The sequence below is a fragment of the Streptomyces sp. NPDC053426 genome (genome assembly GCF_055585405.1).
In genome coordinates, this window is the sequence record NZ_JBVJKE010000044.1 from 1 (window position 1) to 18,752 (window position 18,752).

10 protein-coding genes and 1 pseudogene are annotated in these 18,752 nt (G+C 65.6%); 8 read left to right on the forward strand and 3 right to left on the reverse strand.

The window, feature by feature from the left end:
* Positions 1–471: 471 nt before the first annotated feature.
* Positions 472–690, reverse strand: coding sequence for a hypothetical protein (locus ACZ62B_RS38825; RefSeq protein WP_469693972.1), 219 nt, complete (start codon positions 688–690; stop codon positions 472–474).
* Between the two features lie 232 nt (positions 691–922).
* Between ACZ62B_RS38825 and ACZ62B_RS38830 the strand changes: the two genes are divergently transcribed.
* The 5 genes from ACZ62B_RS38830 (at position 923) to ACZ62B_RS38850 (ending at position 5,618) form a co-directional block, all read left to right on the forward strand.
* The gene (locus ACZ62B_RS38830) at positions 923–1,249 is read left to right on the forward strand and encodes a hypothetical protein (protein ID WP_469693974.1); all 327 of its coding nucleotides are present in this window, start codon (positions 923–925) and stop codon (positions 1,247–1,249) included.
* A 196-nt stretch (positions 1,250–1,445) separates the two neighbouring features.
* Positions 1,446–2,177, forward strand: coding sequence for a hypothetical protein (locus tag ACZ62B_RS38835; RefSeq protein WP_469693976.1), 732 nt, complete (start codon positions 1,446–1,448; stop codon positions 2,175–2,177).
* A gap of 1,062 nt (positions 2,178–3,239) precedes the next feature.
* Positions 3,240–3,491 (forward strand): hypothetical protein, encoded by a 252-nt coding sequence (locus tag ACZ62B_RS38840; protein WP_469693977.1) that lies wholly within the window; start codon positions 3,240–3,242, stop codon positions 3,489–3,491.
* A gap of 588 nt (positions 3,492–4,079) precedes the next feature.
* On the forward strand, positions 4,080–4,739 hold the full coding sequence (locus tag ACZ62B_RS38845) for an HNH endonuclease family protein (protein ID WP_469693978.1): 660 nt from the start codon (positions 4,080–4,082) through the stop codon (positions 4,737–4,739).
* A 378-nt stretch (positions 4,740–5,117) separates the two neighbouring features.
* Complete coding sequence (locus tag ACZ62B_RS38850) at positions 5,118–5,618, forward strand: lamin tail domain-containing protein (RefSeq protein WP_469693980.1); 501 nt, start codon at positions 5,118–5,120, stop codon at positions 5,616–5,618.
* Positions 5,619–5,730: 112 nt separating this feature from the next.
* On the opposite strand, the gene ACZ62B_RS38855 is transcribed toward ACZ62B_RS38850, so the two are convergent.
* Positions 5,731–6,714 carry a tetratricopeptide repeat protein gene (locus tag ACZ62B_RS38855; RefSeq protein WP_469693982.1) on the reverse strand — a complete coding sequence of 328 codons (984 nt, stop codon included), beginning with the start codon at positions 6,712–6,714 and terminating at the stop codon, positions 5,731–5,733.
* Between the two features lie 579 nt (positions 6,715–7,293).
* On the opposite strand from ACZ62B_RS38855, the gene ACZ62B_RS38860 reads away from it, so the two are divergent.
* From ACZ62B_RS38860 to ACZ62B_RS38870, 3 genes are all read left to right on the forward strand, one after another.
* Positions 7,294–10,950, forward strand: coding sequence for a LamG-like jellyroll fold domain-containing protein (locus tag ACZ62B_RS38860; protein ID WP_469693984.1), 3,657 nt, complete (start codon positions 7,294–7,296; stop codon positions 10,948–10,950).
* Positions 10,951–11,164: 214 nt separating this feature from the next.
* Positions 11,165–17,677 carry an RHS repeat-associated core domain-containing protein gene (locus ACZ62B_RS38865; RefSeq protein WP_469693985.1) on the forward strand — a complete coding sequence of 2,171 codons (6,513 nt, stop codon included), beginning with the start codon at positions 11,165–11,167 and terminating at the stop codon, positions 17,675–17,677.
* Entirely contained in the window at positions 17,674–18,099 is a 426-nt protein-coding gene (locus ACZ62B_RS38870; protein ID WP_469693987.1) for an Imm10 family immunity protein, read from the forward strand. The genes ACZ62B_RS38865 and ACZ62B_RS38870 overlap by 4 nt, the downstream gene beginning before the upstream one ends.
* Before the next feature lie 415 nt (positions 18,100–18,514).
* On the opposite strand, the pseudogene ACZ62B_RS38875 reads toward ACZ62B_RS38870, so the two are convergent.
* Positions 18,515–18,752: pseudogene (locus ACZ62B_RS38875) on the reverse strand (IS6 family transposase); the annotation flags it as partial.

Below are 18,752 nucleotides of genomic sequence, written 5' to 3' on the forward strand. Positions count from 1 at the left end.
ACTCACCCCGGAGCCGTTCCACCTCCCCCAACCTCATACCGGAGAGGATGCCCACCACCAGCAGAGATCACCCAACGTAACGAAGCACTACTAGGAGGCCTGTCTTGGACCCACGCCCATCCCGACCTGTCAGGACCGTCCTCACAAAACGAGACTCCTGCCCGGGAACATTTGTCGAGCGCGACGGTCGAAAGGAGCATGATTGTGGAGGGGACAGTGTCCCAGAGCCTCACCTATTGCCTGCAGGGACGATCGAGCGAAGTGCCGTCCTACACGGCCTGGCAGGTACCTGCCTGCTGCAGAGCATGACGTACGAACTGGCCCTTTGACCGCGCTACAGCTTCCGTCACGGTACACACGGGACTCTTGTCTTCCCGGACTGGAACTTCCGCCCCGGCAAGGCGTGAGCCCCGGGAACACACCGCACCGCGGTCCTTCGTACAAGCATGCCCGCGTACGGAAAGGGGCACCTCATCCCGTCCATCCGACGTCGTAGACCTCGATGCCGTCGAGGTAGGCGGTGAACGCCACCCATGACCGCGGTCCGAACATCAGTGTCCCGTCCCAGCCACCCGGAGCCGGCCATGCCTCCCGCCGCACGACGGCGGCGGCGATTGTCTCCATCACCTCCCGGCGACCGTCCTCCGGCAGCTCCTCGAGTGCCTCTTCGACCCGGAACGCCAAGTCCACCCTGCAGGACATATGGCACAACCCCCGTACTCGTGATCAACCAGGCAGCGCCGTACGCCTCGTCGGCAACTCCCGTGCGCGCCTGTGGATAACTGATCGTTTCAAAAGAGATCTGGAGGCAGCGAGGGCATACGCGGTGCAGCCGGTTGAGGCGAGGACCTGTCCAGCCTGCCCCTTGCGGCTCCGTCTCACGGACCGCCCGTCCGGCCTGGGCACCGTGCATAGTGTGCTCATGGACCGATTCGTGGGACAAGCCCGCCTCGAATGGTGGGCCAATCACGCGACATGCCTTGAGAAGTACGACATCGACATCACCGTCACTGTCGACGCGGTCGGCACGTGGCGGGCAACCGGTCGGCATGCCAATGCTCTCGACACGACCCAGCGCGAGGGGTGGGACTTCCTCATGGAGATGGACCCCCACTTCTCCGTTGTGTTTGCCGACGAGGACAACGGCGGGGTCTTGGCGAGAGTCTTCGAGGAAGAGGATGGAACTCTCACTCTCACGGAGGCACCGGACGAGGACGGTTCGGTGAACATCACCTCCGACCTCCCCTGAGTTCAGCCTGCCAAGGGCAGGAACCGACTTTGCCGCCCTGCCACCGCCTTCGACATGTCGCGCCTTGCTGATCTCTCAGAAGGATGTTCGAAGGCGGCGAAGGCATATGAGACTGCATGCTCGAACTCGCCTGCGGAATCATCTGCCTCCGACGGCTTCTGAGGGCAGTCGAAGCGCAGCAGTAGGCTCCTGACGCGTGACCTCTTCTCCCCACGGCGTACCTGCGCCACTCCGCCATGAGCCCGGCCCGGAGACCAGGCAAGAGGCGGACGACGACGCGTTGATCAAAGCTCTGCAGGCTCGCGCATGGGATCCGGGTCTGCGATTCGACCGCGCGGACGTCCCTGTCGCGTGGATCGTCAAGCGTTATGGCAAGCCCCGGTTGGAGCGGATACGTGACGACATAGTTTCGTATGGCAGTGATGGGACGGTTGAGCTCAAGGCCGAGACCGAGGAAGTGACCGACTACTACGCCGACGCCCCTCGCGGGCCGTTGTTCCCTCCGATCTCCATGTCAGAGGTCGAGACGGCAGAGCGGAGAATCGGACGCCGTCTTCCTGGACTGCTTCGGCGCCTCTACACGGAGGTCGCCAACGGAGGATTCGGACCCGATGGCGGGCTTGCCTCCCTGACCGACGGTAACCGGGCTCCAGGGCACGTGCGCGACTGGCCGTGCGCGGCCAGCGTCCACGAACGCAACCTGTCAGAGGGCATGCCATCATCGTGGCTATTCCTCACCTACGGCGGCTGCACGATGGAATGGCATGTCTCATTGAGCGCAGTCGACAACCCAGTGCTTCTCTACGACGCCGACGGCTACACCTTCGGGGAGGGCCCTCACGACGGCCTTCGCCATGCGACCGCCTCGCTACGGAAATGGCTGTCGACCTGGGCTGACGGCGGCGACGTATGGGATGAAGTCCTGTGACTGCTCTTACGAGCAGGAGTGATGTCGCATCCCACGTTCAGCTCATTCTGAAACGGTCAGTAAGTCGGCGAGTGAGCGGTGCCTGCGTGACATGGCGGCTGTTCGCACCGGGGCGCGCTCCGCGGTCCAACGGCTTTGTGGAACGGCACGGCTCCCTTCTGGAGCGCCCGCACGCCGATGTCTTGAGGGCTGGTGCGGACCGTACGGCCTGCGCGGAGCCGTACGGGTAGTTGCTGCGCCAACGGGACGGGAACGGCCGGTGCGTTGATCCGCCGCACGGTGATGCCAGATGGCTGCCATGTTCCCGATGTTGGCGGTACGTGGTCGGAGGACGCGCCGGGTTGGGGAGGTGCGGGCTGCGCCGGCTGGTGATAGGGGCGTGGGATAGTGGGTGAAGGACGTGTGGCAGCCGGATGTCTGCACGCGCCGGCGGGTGACAGAAGAGGCGTCATGGCGCTCCGCTTTGTGTCATCGGTGCGGCGGTTCGTCGCCGGCGCCCGCCCTTTGTGCAGGTCGAGAGGGACATGCTGGGGTGGCGGACAGGTTTTCACCGCTGGCGACTCTCGGCGCATTGACGAGTCCGGTGGCCGGGGCCGGGATGCGGCGTCGTCCTCGACGGGCCCGCTCCCTGGGTCCGCGGCGCGGGGCATGTTTATGGATCCCGGTGGTATGGGCACAATGACTATATAAGTTGGTTGCCAACTTGGTTAAGTTGGTCAGAGTTGGTTCTCTCGGTTCTCCTGTCAGCCCAGGTGGAACAGAGGCAGACGGCCTGTAGCAGCGGGCCGCACAAGGGGCCTGTAGCAGCAGGCCCCTCAAACCTGTGTCAGCCCTGCCGGGCCTGAACCCGGCAGGGCTGCAGGCGTAGGCAACGCACGGCAGATGCGGCAGGTGCGCCTGCCGCATCTGCCGCATTTACATCTCCTGTGCTGCGCCTGCGTTCTGACGTGCCGCCAGAAGGGCATCTCTCGGAACACGGAACACCCAGGTGCGGCTGCTACCGCACCGGTTCCGTTTCGTTCCGCTGATCCACCTGGGCTGATACGAGAGGACACCGCCAACATGAAAACCCGCCTGCCCAAAGAACGAGGCCCCGGACCTGATCCGGAACGCCAGCAGCACCCCGTCACCGTGCCCCGGCTGCCCGTGGCCAATGCCGTGGCTGCCGTGGTCATCGCCGTCGCCGTTCTCCTGGGAGCCATCGCCGTGCTACTGCTGATGCCCGGTCACCTTGAGGCTCTGGGAACGACCGTGACACTGGCCGCCTCGGGCTTCACCCTCGCGGCCAGGATTGCCGTACCACGCTCGGGCTGACACCTGCCGGGAACCGGCCCCTTCCCCGGTACGCGGGGAAGGGGCCGGTTCCCACGTAACGGCGCATGTCGGCGCGGCAACGGCAGGAAATCGCCGAAACGCTGGCTCCGCCACGGCCCGACCGGACACGAGCCTCGGGCCCGGCCCGGCAGCAACGGCTCGATCAGCGACCACAGCCCGTCCGTGACAACCCACGGCCGCAGCCGCCGCTTCCCCACGGCTGCACCGACGAACAGACAGCCTGACAATTACCTCAACAGCCGCCGAACTGCACCGCACTGGGATCGGCCACGGCTCAGCTTCCAGCCCGAGGTTCCGTACAGGATCGGCAACGGCTACGTACAGAGGACAGACCTGGTGATGTAAGCGCCGGTACGGGGAGTGGGGCCGACTACTGCCGAACATGTGGCTGGACGAGGCCTGATCAGCCCGCTCCTCTCCGGGCCGCTGGCCAACCGAGGCGCTTGAGTGTGACGTGCTGCAGGAGGGCTGGGCCGTGCCTGTTGCTGTATGACCAATGCACCCATACGGGCGGCGCACTCGAGGAACGCCTGACAGCGCCCCCTCGGGGACCGTTATCAACGGCTCATGCTCAAATCTGTGCTGCGTGGCCTGGCCGCCGCCGCCCTCGCCGTCCTGCCCCTCACGATCTCCGCGCCCGCCCACGCCGCGGAGACGCTGCCACTGGCCGAGGCCGTCACCCGTCTGCCGGTGGACACCGAGTCCCGCGACGGCTACAGCCGGGACGCCTTCCGCCACTGGAACACCGGGGACAATCCGTCCGACGGCTGCAACACCCGAGCCGAGGTCCTGCTTGATGAGGCCGTCGAACCCCCTGTGGTCGGACCTGGCTGCCAGCTGACGGGCGGGCGCTGGTGGTCGTACTACGACCAGGTGTGGGTGACGTCGGCCTCCGGTCTGGACATCGACCACATGGTGCCGCTTGCGGAGAGCTGGGACAGTGGGGCGTCGGCGTGGACGGCGCAACGCCGTGAGGCGTACGCCAACGACCAGGGCGTATCCACGAGTCTGGTGGCCGTGACCGCGCGCTCGAACCGGTCCAAGGCTGACCAGGATCCTGCCGAGTGGCTGCCGCCGGCGGCCGGGGTGCACTGCCGGTACGTCGCCGAGTGGGTCGCCACCAAGCTCCGCTGGAGCCTCGCGGCCGACGAAACCGAAGTGACAGCCCTGAATGATGTGGCGGCCAGCTGCCCCGACCAGACCGTGACCTACGAGCCGGCCCCATAGCCCGTCGGCTATCCAGGGCAGTTGGGCAGGGCTCCTGCGGCTTGCCGCCAGGCCAGCGCATACAGGTAGGCCGCCTCTACGACGGCATAGGTATCAACGGCCCGCTTCAACTCGGCCGGGGTGTGGTTGAGCGTCCGGCGGGCCGTGGCAATCTCCCTGGGGGAGTGCAGCGCATACCCGGTGGTCCCGCGATTGGAAGTCCGTCCGCCGGGCAGACCCTCAGCTCAGCCGCACCTGGTTCTGCATCAGGCCCCGCTCCCCTCAACGACCAGCCCACACTGCCCCGCCTTCACATTTGCTTCACTGTTTGACCATGTGGTGGTCACGGTTTCGGTATGCTCCCGGATGCTCCATAGGCACCATCAGGGGGGAACCCGCATGCATATCAGCCGTATCCTGCCCGTCGCCGCGGCCGTGGCCGCCGTCGGCGTGCTCAGCCTCACCGCCGCGCCGGCCCAGGCTGCTGAGTACTCCTCGGCGTTGAAGATCAAGGGTGTCCAGTACGACGCCCCGGGCCGGGACTCCAACAAGTGCTCCGGCGGGAACACCAAGGACGAGTACCTGACGATCAAGAACTACTCGAAGACGGCGAACGTGAACCTGAAGGGCTACAAGGTCAAGGACGCCGCCGGCAACACGTTCACCTTCACCAAGAGCCACATCCTGCAGCCCGGCGACTACATCAAGCTGCGCGGCGGCCGCGGCACCGACTCGGATGCGGGCAACGTCGTCTACCGGCAGAACTGCAACTTCATCTGGAACAACGACAAGGACACCATCTACTTCTACAAGCCCTCCGGCGCCCGCGCGGACGTGCACTCCTACACCAAGACGGCCAACGACCGCGACAGCAACGGCTACATCACCTACCACGGCTGACCCAGCAGCCACCACCACTGCACGGCGGCGTCCCACCCGGTCCACGAGTGGGACGCCGCCCGCCGCTTCCAGTCTTGTGTACCTCGTGCCTGGTCTCCAGGGCGGGGTGCTTTCAGTTGTTGCGGACGCGGTGGGCCTTGGCCACAAGTCTGCGGGGCAGTCTCGGGCCTGCGCATGCGTAGTCGATCAGCAGGTTCCGGTAGGTGGTGTTCGTGAGTTCCGGTGCCAGGGCGATCAGGGTCTTCAGGTCGTTGGACGAGCCGGAGAGGCGGGTGCGGTAGGCGGCGGCCGCCGCGCGCAGCAGGACTTCGTGAGGTTCGTGTTCCAGGCCCTGCGCGGCGAGGCGTGCGGCTGCGGCGAAGTCGCCCTGTTCGGCGCGTACGTCCGCCAGGTCCAGGTGGAGGGACCAGTTGGCGGGGTCCAAGCGCAAGGCGTCTTCGAAGGCTGCCGCAGCCTGGTCCAGGTCGCCCATCACGCGCCAGGTGGTCGCTCGTGCGACCGCGGTCCACATGACCTGTTCGACGGCATCGGCGCGGTCGCACAGCGCGAAAGCCAGCTCGTAGCATCCGCAGGCCCGGGGCAGCCGGGCCATGGCGGCCAGCGACTCCGGGACGGGACTGCGCGCGGACACCACCTCGAGGGCGTGGAACCAGGGCGCGAACCGCTCACGCATCTCGTCGGTGTCCAGGTCGTGGCCGTAGTCCAGCGTCCGCAGACACGCCTCGGCCAGCGCCTCGGCACTCACCGCACCGAGAAAACGCGCATCACCGAACCAGGGAGCGGCACCCCATGCCACCTCGGGCCGCGTGCCCGTGACCGAACCGAGGGCCATCACCGCGTCGTCCATGTCCCCTTCGAGGAACAGAAAGTACGCCTGTGACAGCACAGCGCTCAAGGAGCCGTCCTCTTCGAGGCTCTCCCGCAGTTCCGGGCGCCGGTCCCGCCACAACTCAGCGAGCGCCGCATAGGGCTCCGGAGCTGCCGGTGCCGAGGCTATCGCCCCCACCAGCAGCTCCACGGCGCCGGCCAGGCTTCCGCCGCAGTGCGCCATCACACCAGCGAGACCGACTCCCGCCGCCACAGACTGATTCGACATCGCCGAAGAATATCCACGGCCAAGGGTTCTGTGTGCCCTTCCGCTGGGGCGGCGGTACGGCTGTCGGCGATCCGAAGTGACGGCCGATGGGTAACGACGGCACACAGAGTCCGACGCTCACCGTGGTCGGCGATCAGCCCGTGACAGCCCGGGCCCGGCTCCTTGGGCTTGCCCTGCTCGACGGCGTGACGCAGGTATCGCATCACGATCCATCTGGTCTGCGGAGTGAGTTCCGTACAGGCTGCAACGTCCTGCTCAGGAGCGGTGTTCATCGCAGCAAGTAGTTGGACTTATCGCATTAGTAGTGATACGAGAAAGTGATCTTGCCTCGTACGGCCGTCGGTAAACGTCGTGATCATCACAGGGCGTTCTGGGGCTTGGCGCGGTGATGTCCGTTTTCTGGCCGTTGACCTGACTCTCTGTCATGGCGTTAGTTACTGAAGGCATTTGTGTGATCGTTGTGGGTGGGGTGTGGCGGCTGTGTGGACCCGGTTGCGGGGCGGGAGATCTGTCGTGTCCGGGCGGGGCGGTCGTGCCGCCCGGCCGGAGGGCGGGCGTGGCCGAGGTGTGACGGCGGGGGTGACTGCGGCGGTCTGCGCTGCGGTGGTCGCTGTCTTGGTGCCGGGCCCGGTGGCCTTCGCGGACGACACAACGCCGGACGCGGCGCCGTTGTCGGAAGGGCAAAAGGCGCTGCAGGAGGCACAGGAGTCCGGGCAGCGGGTGGAAGTGATGGGGGAGCGCACGGAGCGCACCACGGTCTTCGCCAACCCGGACGGTTACACCTTCACCCTTGAGGAGTCGTCCGTTCCCGTCCGTGTGACCGGCTCCGGGGGCTGGCAGAAGCCGGATGCGACGCTGGAGACAAGGCCGGATGGCACGGTCGGTCCGAAGGGCGCCGCGGTGCAGATGGCGTTCTCCGGCGGTGGCAACGACGATCCGCTGGCACGGATCGAGGACGAGGGCCGGTCGCTGGCGCTGAACTGGCCGGGCACGTTGCCTTCCCCGCGGCTGGACGGATCCAGCGCTGTGTATCCCGAGGTCCTGCCGGACGTGGATCTCAAGGTGACGGCCACACCGGAAAGCTTTCAGCACATTCTGGTGGTCAAGACGCCTGAAGCAGCGGCAAGCGAGGAGTTGAAGAAGCTCACCTTCGGCTTCAAGGCCGAGAACCTCACGGTCGAGGAAGGCGCGGCCGGTAATCTGAGCGCGGTCGACGGTAACGGCGCCACCGTGTTCAGGGCACCGCCGGCTCAGATGTGGGATTCGGCAGGTCAGGACGGGCCCAGTGGGGCACAGCCGCAACTGGTGACCGTCACAGCCGCCGCTGGCGAGGACGGTGTCCAGACGCGTGAGCCGTCGGACCCGGCTGAGACGGCGCCGTCCGGTTCCGGCCTGGAACCGGGACAGGGCGACACGGTGAAGCGTATCGATGTCGAGGTCGGCAAGGACTCGCTGTCGGTGATCCCGGACGCGGACATGCTCGCCTCCACCGATGAGTCGGCATTCCCGGTGTTCATCGACCCGGAGGTGACCTGGGGTGAGTCGGAGCGCACCCTGCTGCGCAGCGACGGCTACGAGTCCTACGGCTGGGGCAACGGCGACGACGGCCTCGGCAAGGGGGTAGGGGAGTGCGGCACGTGGAGCAATTACTACTGCGGTCCCGGGTATGTGCAGCGGCTCTACTTCGAGTTCTCTGCCTCCAGCCTGAAGGGCAAGCAGGTGCTCGACGCCACCTTCCGCATTACCGAGCCGTGGGCGTTCCAGTGTGACCCGCGGTGGGTGGACCTGGTCCGCACCCCGGACAACATCTCCTCCGCCACGACCTGGGCCACGCGTCCGCAGGGCGGGTGGGACACCATGGTCGACCGTCACGTGTCGGCCGGCCGCGGGTCGCTGTGCGACCCCGACTCCCCTGACGCGCCGATCGAGTTCAACGACAACCCGGAAGAGACGAACGAGAACCTCACCTCCACGGTCAAAAACTTCGCGGCGGGCAAGTTTCCCCGGCTGACGCTGATGCTCAAGGCCCACGACGAGTCGGACACCTCGGCCTGGAAACGGTTCAAGAACGACGCGGTGCTCGACGTGGACTTCGTCGGACTGCCGGACAAGCCGAGCGACGTCGGCCTGGTCGCGGGTTCGGGAGTGGTATGCGAGAAGAGCGAGAGTGACCCGGCGGTGGTGTCGGACCCGACACCCGCACTCGCGGCCACCGCCCAGACCAAGCCGGGCGGCGAGAAGGACGCCCAGCTGAGGGTCTACTTCGACGTCGACAAGAAGAACGGCAGCACCTGGCAAGACGTAACGGCCGGCAACGGTGATCTACGTCCGTCGACCAGCTACGCGACTGACAACACCGATCTGGTCTTGAACTGGTCGACACTGACGGACAACACCTTGTACCGGTACCGGGCCTGGGTGCGCTCCTATTACAACAACGTCAAGGACTATCTGGCCGGCCCGTCCAACGCATCCACGACCGGCTGGTGCTATTTCAAGGTGGACTCCGCGCCTCCGAAGGCACCGACCGTCACCGTGGGATCCCCCTACCAGACCTGTACCGTCAACGGCTGCCAGGCGGGCGGTGGTCCCGGAGTGAAGGCAACGTTCACCTTTGCCCCGGCGGCCGGCGACAGCAATGCGGCCTACCAGTACAAGCTGTCCTCGGAGGCCGCGTGGTCGCCTGAACTGAAGGGCGCGACGGCTACGGCCGACATCACGCCCACCCGCGGAGGCCTGTACCGCTTGTACGTGAGGGCCAGGGACAGCCTTGGCTGGGGCGAGCAGTCCGTGACCGACTTCCTGGTCGATGCCGGCGACGGACCGGTCGGGCAGTGGCACTTCAACGAGGCGTCCGGAGCGGCCACCGACTCCGCAACCGACGACGGCTCCGATAACGCGACCCTGGCCGGAGCAGCGGTACGCGACGACCGCGGCCGGCGCGGCGTCCTCACCCACGACACCGAGGACACCCCGCTGGAGACACCCGTCACAGACAAGGGCCTGGCCCTGGACGGCAGCACGGGATACGCCAGCACGGTGGGCCAGGTCCTGGAAACCAGAGCGTCCTACACGGTGTCCGCCTGGGTGCGCCTGGCCCAGGCACCGACACGCAATCTCACCGTCCTCAGCCAGAACGGCGCCCATCGCAGCGCCTTCTATCTCGGTTACGAACGCGCGGCCAACGCCTGGACGCTGCGAGCAGTGGATCAGGACGCCCCGGTGGGTGGGTCCTGGTCGTACCAGAAGGTGGCGGCGACCGCCCCGCCGACCGTGGGTGCCTGGACTCACCTGGCCGGTGTCTACGACGCCGGGGCCCGGGAAATACGTCTGTACGTCAACGGCAAGTTGCAGGGCAGTACGCCGTATACGACGGCGTGGGCGGCGACCGGACCACTGCAGATCGGCCGCACCCTGTGGTCGGACACCTACACCGACTACTTCGCCGGTTCCATCGACGAGGTCACCATCTGGCAGCAGGCTCTGACCAGCGATCTGATCGCGGATGAGACGCAGTTGATGAACTCGCCGAACCATGCGGCGGTGGAGTTGGTCGCGGACTGGTCGGCCGACCGCGGCAGCGGCAGCACCATCCAGGACACCACCTCCGGCTACGGCCGCTCACTGGCCCTGACCGGCGGGGCGGCGCTGGAGGGCGAGGCGATCGTGCTCGACGGCACGGACGACGCGGCCACAGTGTCCGGCCCGCTGGTCGACGACACCGGCTCGTTTACGGTCACCACTTTGGCGGCCCTGGACACGGACAAGATCGCCTCCAAGCCGGTCGGCTACACCGGACAGGTGGTGGGCCAGCGCACGGCGGACGGCTCGGCCTGGGGCATCTGGTACGAGCGCACCGGCAGCACGATCGTGTACGACGAGGAGACCTTCGAGGAGAAAACCGTTCCGGAGGGCTTCTGGCGCTTCGGCCGACTCAATGCCGACGGCACCTTCAGCGCGGTGGCCTCCGAGGAGAGCGCCGCGCTGGACGGTACGGTCCGCCTCACCGGTGTCTACAACTCCTCAGAGGGCACGGTCAGCCTCTACCTGAGCAGCATCCGCAACGGCGATCCCAAGGCGTTCACGGCGAAGGCCGGCTCGGGCGACTTCGCCGTCGGCAAGGGATTCACCGACGGAGCGTGGCAGCACTATCTGCCCGCCAGCATGGTCGAGGTACGGATGTGGGCCGGTGCGATGGCCACCTCTGAGCAGGTGAGCGAAACCGTGGGCGACTGAAGCAGCCGGCGGTGAGGACAGCCGGCACCGTGCCTGTCCTCACCGCGCCGGAACGACGGCAGACGCATTGGCGAGTCTGCGAACGACGTGCGGAACTTCATCACCGAGAGACTGGGCGGGAACGAGAACGATGGCCTTTGGCATAGGCACCTCAAGACGATTGGGTAAGGAAGTCCGGCGCCGCACGAGCCGTCTGCTGGGACAGTCGTTGGCCATGGCTCTGATCGTGCCCACCGGGCTGGCTCAGGTCGCCCAGGCGGCAGAACCCGGTGGTCTGGGACGCCCCGAGGCACCCAAGTCGCCGGTGACCAAGGTGAAAGCCTTCGACGGGCCCGGTGCGAAGAAGGCACGGGCCAAGGTCGCCAAGGAACGCAAAGCCAACGCCGCCCAGGCCAAGCAGGCCACCGAGGAACAGAGAGCCAACTGGCCCAAGCGCGGCACCGCATCGCTCGCCCTCAAGCACGGTACGGACCGCACCGCGGAACCGGGCGGAGTCCCCGTCGCACTCAAACCCGCACCCCCCTCCAAACCGCACACCTCAGCGGCCTCTGCCGCGGCGGCCGGCGAAGCGCAAGTCACCGTCCTGGACCAGAAGACAGCCCGTAAGGCAGGCGTCACCGGCATCCTCCTGACAGCCACGGCGAACACACCAGGCGCGGCAAGCGTCAGCGTCGACTACTCCAGCTTCGCCTCGGCCATCGGCGGCGGCTGGTCTCAGCGGCTGCGCCTGGTGCAACTGCCGGCGTGCGCGCTGACGACCCCGGACAAGCAAGAGTGCCGTAAGCAGACACCGCTGCCCTCGGAGAACGACCTCAAGAACGAGACCGTCACGGCGAAGGCACACCTCGGTCAGTCCCCTCAGGAAGGCGCGTCCACGCAGCTCATAGGGGAGACGACCAGCGACACCCCTAGCGCAACCGTCTTGGCCGTCACGGCCGCCTCCGCAGGCTCGGGCCAGTCACCCAAGGGCTCAGGTGACTATTCGGCGACGAAACTGTCGGCGTCGTCGTCCTGGCAGGCGGGCAACAGCTCTGGCTCCTTCACCTGGTCCCACGACTTCACCATGCCGCCCGCAGCAGCGGGCCCGGTACCGTCGCTGTCCCTGTCCTACGACTCGGGCAGCGTCGACGGCCGCACGGCAACCACGAACAACCAGACCACCATCGTGGGCGAGGGCTTCACCCTCACCGAGTCCTACATCACCCGCGGCTACGGCAGATGCGACGACGACGGCCACGACGACGTCTTCGACCAGTGCTGGAAGTACGACAACGCCGTCATGGTCCTCAACGGCACGTCGACCAGGCTGATCAAGGACGACGACAGCGGCCAGTGGCGTCTGGAACACGACGACGCCTCAAAGGTGACGCGGTCCACGGGCGCGGACAACGGCGACAACGACGGTGAGTACTGGACGATCGTCACCGGCGACGGCACCAAGTACGTCTTCGGCCTGAACAAGCTCGATGGCGCGGGCGACCAGCGCACCAACTCCACTTGGACCGTTCCGGTCTTCGGCGACGACTCCGGCGAACCTGGCTACTCCAGCGGTGACGCGTTCGCCGACCGCGCGCTGACACAAGCCTGGCGGTGGAACCTCGACTACATCGAGGACACCCACGGCAACGCGGCCACGTACTGGTACACCAAGGAATCGAACTACTACAAGAAGAACAAGGCCACCAAGGCCAGCGCCTCCTACACCCGCGGCGGTTACCTGAACCGCATCGAGTACGGACTGCGCAAGAACGCCCTGTTCACCGACAAGGCAGACGCCAAGGTCACCTTCTCCCACGCCGAACGCTGTACCGCCTCCGACTGCTCCAGCCTCACCGAGGACACTGCCGAGAACTGGCCCGACGTACCCTTCGACGCGATCTGCTCGAAGGACGACGACGAGTGCAACGCAGCCGGCCCGTCCTTCTTCACCCGCAAGCGGCTGACCGGCATCGACACCTTCTCCTACAACGCCACCACCACCGCCTACGACCCGGTGGACTCTTGGGCCCTGACCGGGCAATACCTGGACGGCGGGGACATCGGCGACAGCTCCGACCAGGTCCTGACACTGAAGTCGCTCAAGCGCACCGGCAAGGCCGGCGACACGCCCCTCACTGTTGATCCAATCTCTTTCACTTACCAGATGCGGCCCAACCGCGTGGATGCCACCGACGACATCCTGCCGTTGACCCGGCCACGTATCTCCACCATCACCTCCGAGACCGGCGCGATCACCCAGGTCACCCTGTCGTCTCCGGAGTGCATCCGCAGCGAGGTTCAGGACGCGGCACCGGATTCCAACACCCGCTCCTGCTACCCGCAGTACTGGAACATCAACGGCGCCGAGAACGCCTCCATCGACTGGTTCCACAAGTACCGGGCCGTGGCCGTGGGCCTGTACGACACTGCTGCTGACAATCCGGCCGTGGAGTACGCCTACGACTACAGTGGCGCGGCCTGGCACCACAACGACGACCCCTTCACACCCAAGGACGAGCGGACCTGGTCCGACTGGAGGGGCTACCGCCAGGTCACCGCTCACACCGGCGCAGTCGGCGAGACCCGCTCCAAGAAAGTCTCGCTCTTCATGCAGGGCATGCACGGCGACAAGAACAAGGACGGCACCACCAAGTCCGTAACCATCCCCCCACTGCTCGACACGGACGTCGACTTCCCCTCCGTAACCGACAGCGACCGCTACAAAGGCAAGCTGCGCCAGCAGATCACCTATAACGGCAGCCAGCCCATCAGCAGCACCCTCCACAACTACATCTACAAGAACACCGCCAGCCAGACCGTCCCGGACGCCGCCGACCACACCGCCTTGTGGGTCCGCAACTCCACGACGTACGGGAGCACCTACCTCACCGCCTCCAGCAGTTGGCGCACCCACGTCGCCACCAAGCGCTACGACGACCTCGGCATGGTGAACGCCGTTGACGACTACGGCCAGAAGGGCCTGGGCGGCGACGAAACCTGCACCCGCACCTGGTATGCCCGCAACCTCGATCTCGGCATCACGAGCCTGGTCTCTCGCGTCCGCACGGTCGCCAGCGAGTGCTCAGTCACCGACGTTAGCCTGAGCCTGCCCGCCACCAGCAGCACCTCTGGCGACGTCCTTGCCGACACCGCAACGGTCTACGACAAAGCCGATGCCACCACCTGGCTGGCCACGCAGAAGCCCACCAAGGGCGAAGCCACCTGGACCGGACGGGCCACCGGCTACCCCAGCACCGCCGGTACTGACGGCCAGCGCCTGCCCTCCGGCTGGCAGACGATCGCCACCACCACTTACGACGCCCTGGGCCGTCCGCTAGCCGTTACCAATACTGCGGGCCACACCACATCCACCGCCTACACCCCCGCAGACGCCGGCCCTCTCACCAGAACACTGTCGACTGATCCCAAGGGCTACCGCTCGGCCACATACCTCGACCCCCGCCGCGGCCAGGTACTGCGCAACCTCGACATCAACATCAAGAGGACCGAACAAAAATACGACGCGCTCGGCCGCCTCACCGGCGTATGGCTGCCCAACCGATCCAACAGCCAGAGCCCGAACACCAAGTTCGCCTACCACCTCGACAACACCACGCCGTCCTGGGTGTCCACCTCCATCCTGACCAACTCGGACACCTACAACACCAGCTACACCCTCTACGACTCCCTGCTCCGGCCGCTGCAGAGTCAGTCACCTACCCCGGACGGCGGGCGCCTGCTGACCGACACCCGCTACGACACGCGTGGCCTGGCATACGAGACGTTCGCGGACATCTTCGACGGCTCTAGCGCCCCTAACGGCACCTACACCCGAGCCGAATACGGCCATGCCCCGGTGCAGACGGAAACCGTTTTCGACGGAGCCGCCCGACCAGTCACCAGCACTTTCTACGTCAACGGTGTCAAAAAATGGGCAACCACCAGCAGCTATACCGGTGACTCCATTGCCACCGCTGCCGTCCAAGGTGGCGAGGCGCAGCGCGCCATCACCGACGTTCGTGGCCGCACCGTCGAAACCCGTAACTACGCTGGGGTGAGCCCGGCTGACGCCGACTTCGGCACCGGCCCCGGTGAGAAGTACACCTCCACGAAGTTCACCTTTGGCCTGGACGGCCGACAAAAGACGATCACTGGTCCAGACGGCGCCACATGGTCCTACGGCTATGACCTGTTTGGCCGCCAGACCAGCGCCGACGACCCGGACAAGGGCAAGGCGACCACCGAGTACAACGCCCTCGACCTGATCATCAAGACCACCAACTCACGCGGCAAGTCCATCCTCAGCGCCTACGACGAACTCGGCCGCCCCACCGCCACCTGGGCAGGCTCAAAGACCGACGCGAACCAATTGACCGGCCACACCTACGACACCGTCCTCAAGGGCCTGCCCGCCACCTCCACCCGCTACATCGGCGGCACGACCGGTTCCGCCTACACCCAGGCCGTCACCGACTACGACAGCATGAGCCGCGCCACCCACAGCGAGCTCCGGCTGCCGGACAGCGACCCATTCGTCAAGGCAGGCGAGCCCGCCATCCTGCCGTTCGAGACGCATTACAACACCGACGGCACGGTAAAGCGGACCAAGGACCCGGCGCTCGGCGGCCTTGAAGACGAGAACACCGACTACAAATACAACGGTCTGGGCAACCTGACCGCGATCGGTGTCTACCTGACCGACATCGACTACTCCGCCCTGGCCCAGCCGTCCCAACTCACGCTCGGCACCGACAAACACACCTACATTCACAACGACTTCGAAGCGGGCACCGGCCGCCTGACCCGCAGCTACGTCCAGGACGAAACCCACTCAGACCAACTGCAAAACCTTAACTACACCTACGACCAGGCTGGCAACGTCACCTCCATCAGCGACCTCACCACCTCAGGTGGCACTAGCGGCGCTGCTGACACCCAGTGCTTCGCCTACGACGGCCACCGCCGCCTGACCGAAGCCTGGACCCCTGCCTCCGACAAGTGCACCGACGCACCCAACGCCAGCACCCTGTCGGGCCCGGCCCCCTACTGGACCAGCTACACCTACAACACCGCTGGCCAGCGCACCACCGAAACCCAGCACACCGCCAACGCCACCACCAAGACCACCTACTGCTACACCAGCACCGACCAGCCCCACACGCTCTCCGGCACCACCACCAAGGGCGACTGTGCCAACCCAGAGCGCACCTATACCTACGACACCACCGGAAACACCACCCAACGCCCTGGACAGGCGGCCCCGCAGGACCTGACCTGGTCAGAAGAAGGCAAACTCACCCGCCTCACCGAGAACGAACAGTCCACCGACTACCTGTACTCCACCGACGGCACCCTGCTCATTCGCACCACCGAAAACGGCGAACGCATTCTTTATGCCGGCGCCACAGAACTCCACCTGCGCGTCGACGGCACCACCTGGGCCCAACGCTCCTACGCCGCCGAAGGCATCACCGCAGCTATGCGGACCAACCAGTCCGGCAGTGACAAGGTCACCTTCCTCATCAGCGACCACCATGGCACAGCTCATCTTGCCATCGACCGGAGCGACCAGACCTTCACCAAGCGCTACACCACCCCCTTCGGTGCCGACCGGGGCAAGCCCACCTATGGTCCCTGGCCCGACGACAAGGGTTTCCTCGGGAAAACCCGCGACGCGAACACCGGCCTCACTCACATCGGTGCCCGTGAATACGATCCCGGAATCGGCCAGTTCATCAGCGTCGACCCCATCCTGGACCTGACCCAGCCGCAGTCCCTCAACGGATACAGCTACGCCAGCAACTCGCCCGTCACAATCTCCGACCCGACAGGACTGGCCGGTGTAGGAGGAGGCAATCCTGGAACTCCGGGAAATTCAGGTAGCAAGCGCCCCTATGGTGGGGAGCTCGGCGATTACGACGACGCCCCAAACGGCACCGGATACCCCAAGGGAAACGCTTCTGAGGTTCATGTTTCAGGTTCCGGAGGCTCTGGAGCTTCAGGCTGGGAAGCAGTAGTAGTCAGTGGCACGTCGATGTACAACCCGAGCACTGGAGAGTCGCTTTCCTGCGCTTACGGTCGCTGCATAGGATCCTTCAACGAGGGCCCGGATCCAGTCACGGATGCAGTTGCCGGTCTCGCGCGCAACGCTGCGTATGCGGTCGACTACTTGGGGGCACTCTGGGACAGTGATTGCCGTTCGGGTGGTGGTGTAGACAACCCTGATTGCGACTACGGCGAGTCTTACGACGCGTGGGCAGCCGAACAAGGGGTCGACACTGCTGGTGACGCCTATCTGGTGCCCGGTGCACTGGCAGCCGTCTTCGGTGTGAAGCCCAGCACTAAATCGGGTAAGCCGACTTACGGCGATCGGGGCGCGAGTGGCCGCGCAGGTTCCCTCACCGGCAGAACCACCACGAGGACCCACTGGGCGAGGGCTGAGGTGACTCGCGACGGGCAAATGGTCCTCACCTACACAGTCAGAAGCGGCAGTATGACTTCTAAGGAGAGCCAGTCTTCGAGTCACACCGAAGCACGAGTCATCCGGATGTCCGGGACCACTAGTATGGATATTAACGGTGATCCCTACTCAAATCTGGCACCTGTCAAGCAGGGCGACACGGTTACTATCCACGGGCTAAACCCTCCTTGCACCCCCTGCCAGGGTCGGATGGAGAAAGCGGCAAAAGAGCTGGGGGTAACCTTCGTGTACAAGCATGGCGATAAGGAATGGAGTTGGGGTGGATGACTGACTTGTCCCCTTATTGGGAGGTTGCGACGCTGGTGGTCGGAGAGGAAGTCCCTGGTGTCACTTTCTCCGTCTTCATCGGTGACGGAGACGATGCGGTGGCGAACGGGTATTACTTTGACCTCCAGCGTTTCCTGAATGACCAACCGGATGAGCAGAACGTAAGGAATGGAACGGATAGCTACTGTGTTGTAAACGAGAGTGGAGGCGTTCACTACGGCGGCCTCGAAGGGGTATCCCTGTTGCCTGATCTCCTGACTCTGAGATTTAATGATGAGGCCGCTGAAGTGTTGGGTCTGCCTTCCAACCTCATCCCGTTGGGGATTGCTTCAGAGGTCAACCTCAACAAGTTGCGGGTAGGACTCCACCGCGTCCTCACGTACGGGAACCCTCAAAAGCTCCCTAGGTTGAACCTGGGATGAGCGGTTTTCGGTACGAGAGGATCGATCGGTAGCTTTCTCGCCCGTTACATAGCACGACTCTGTCGAGGGCCTTAGGGCGATCGAGGTTAGCGTCCGAGGGTTCGCCGGGACTTCCGACGGGGATCCCGCGTTGGTGCAGGAAGATTTGAAAACGGTTGGCGGCCAGGGAGAGGGAACTTCCTCGGCCGCTGGCCGGCCACCAAGACGCTCGATGTTCACAGCGACGGCCGTGAACACGTGTTGCAGATGGGCTTTCAGACGTCCGTCGAAGCGGATCAAGTCCCGCCTCGACCTGCTCCGCTGCCACGTGCTCCTGGCGAGCTGACGGGCCCGATCGGCGCTGTCACATTATTGGGTGCGTGGGTTTCTGGCGGCGCGTCGGGGCGTGGGGAGGGGCCGGGTTCCGGGCCGGTGCTCAGGCCTTGGCGGGCTGGCCGGCGGCGCGGGTGGTCTGGTCCCGGATGGCGAAGCGGATGGTCGTCTCGACTCGGTAGCCGGGGGCGGTCATCAGGTGGCGGCGGGGCCGGAAGTGGGGTGAGGTGCCGCTGAACGCGGCCGGGAACCGCTGGGTTCCGTCGACGCTGCGGAAGCCTTTCATGGCGCGTTCGCGCTGCCGGGTGGGCTGGTGGCTGTTCTCGGCCCGGTTGTTCAGG

Coding starts and splice junctions, on each gene's coding strand:
- ACZ62B_RS38830 (WP_469693974.1), top strand. CDS start 923: ATGGACCGATTCGTGGGACAAGCCCGCCTCGAATGGTGGGCCAATCAC.
- ACZ62B_RS38865 (WP_469693985.1), top strand. CDS start 11,165: ATGGCTCTGATCGTGCCCACCGGGCTGGCTCAGGTCGCCCAGGCGGCA.
- ACZ62B_RS38845 (WP_469693978.1), top strand. CDS start 4,080: ATGCTCAAATCTGTGCTGCGTGGCCTGGCCGCCGCCGCCCTCGCCGTC.
- ACZ62B_RS38850 (WP_469693980.1), top strand. CDS start 5,118: ATGCATATCAGCCGTATCCTGCCCGTCGCCGCGGCCGTGGCCGCCGTC.
- ACZ62B_RS38870 (WP_469693987.1), top strand. CDS start 17,674: ATGACTGACTTGTCCCCTTATTGGGAGGTTGCGACGCTGGTGGTCGGA.
- ACZ62B_RS38855 (WP_469693982.1), bottom strand. CDS start 6,714: ATGTCGAATCAGTCTGTGGCGGCGGGAGTCGGTCTCGCTGGTGTGATG.
- ACZ62B_RS38840 (WP_469693977.1), top strand. CDS start 3,240: ATGAAAACCCGCCTGCCCAAAGAACGAGGCCCCGGACCTGATCCGGAA.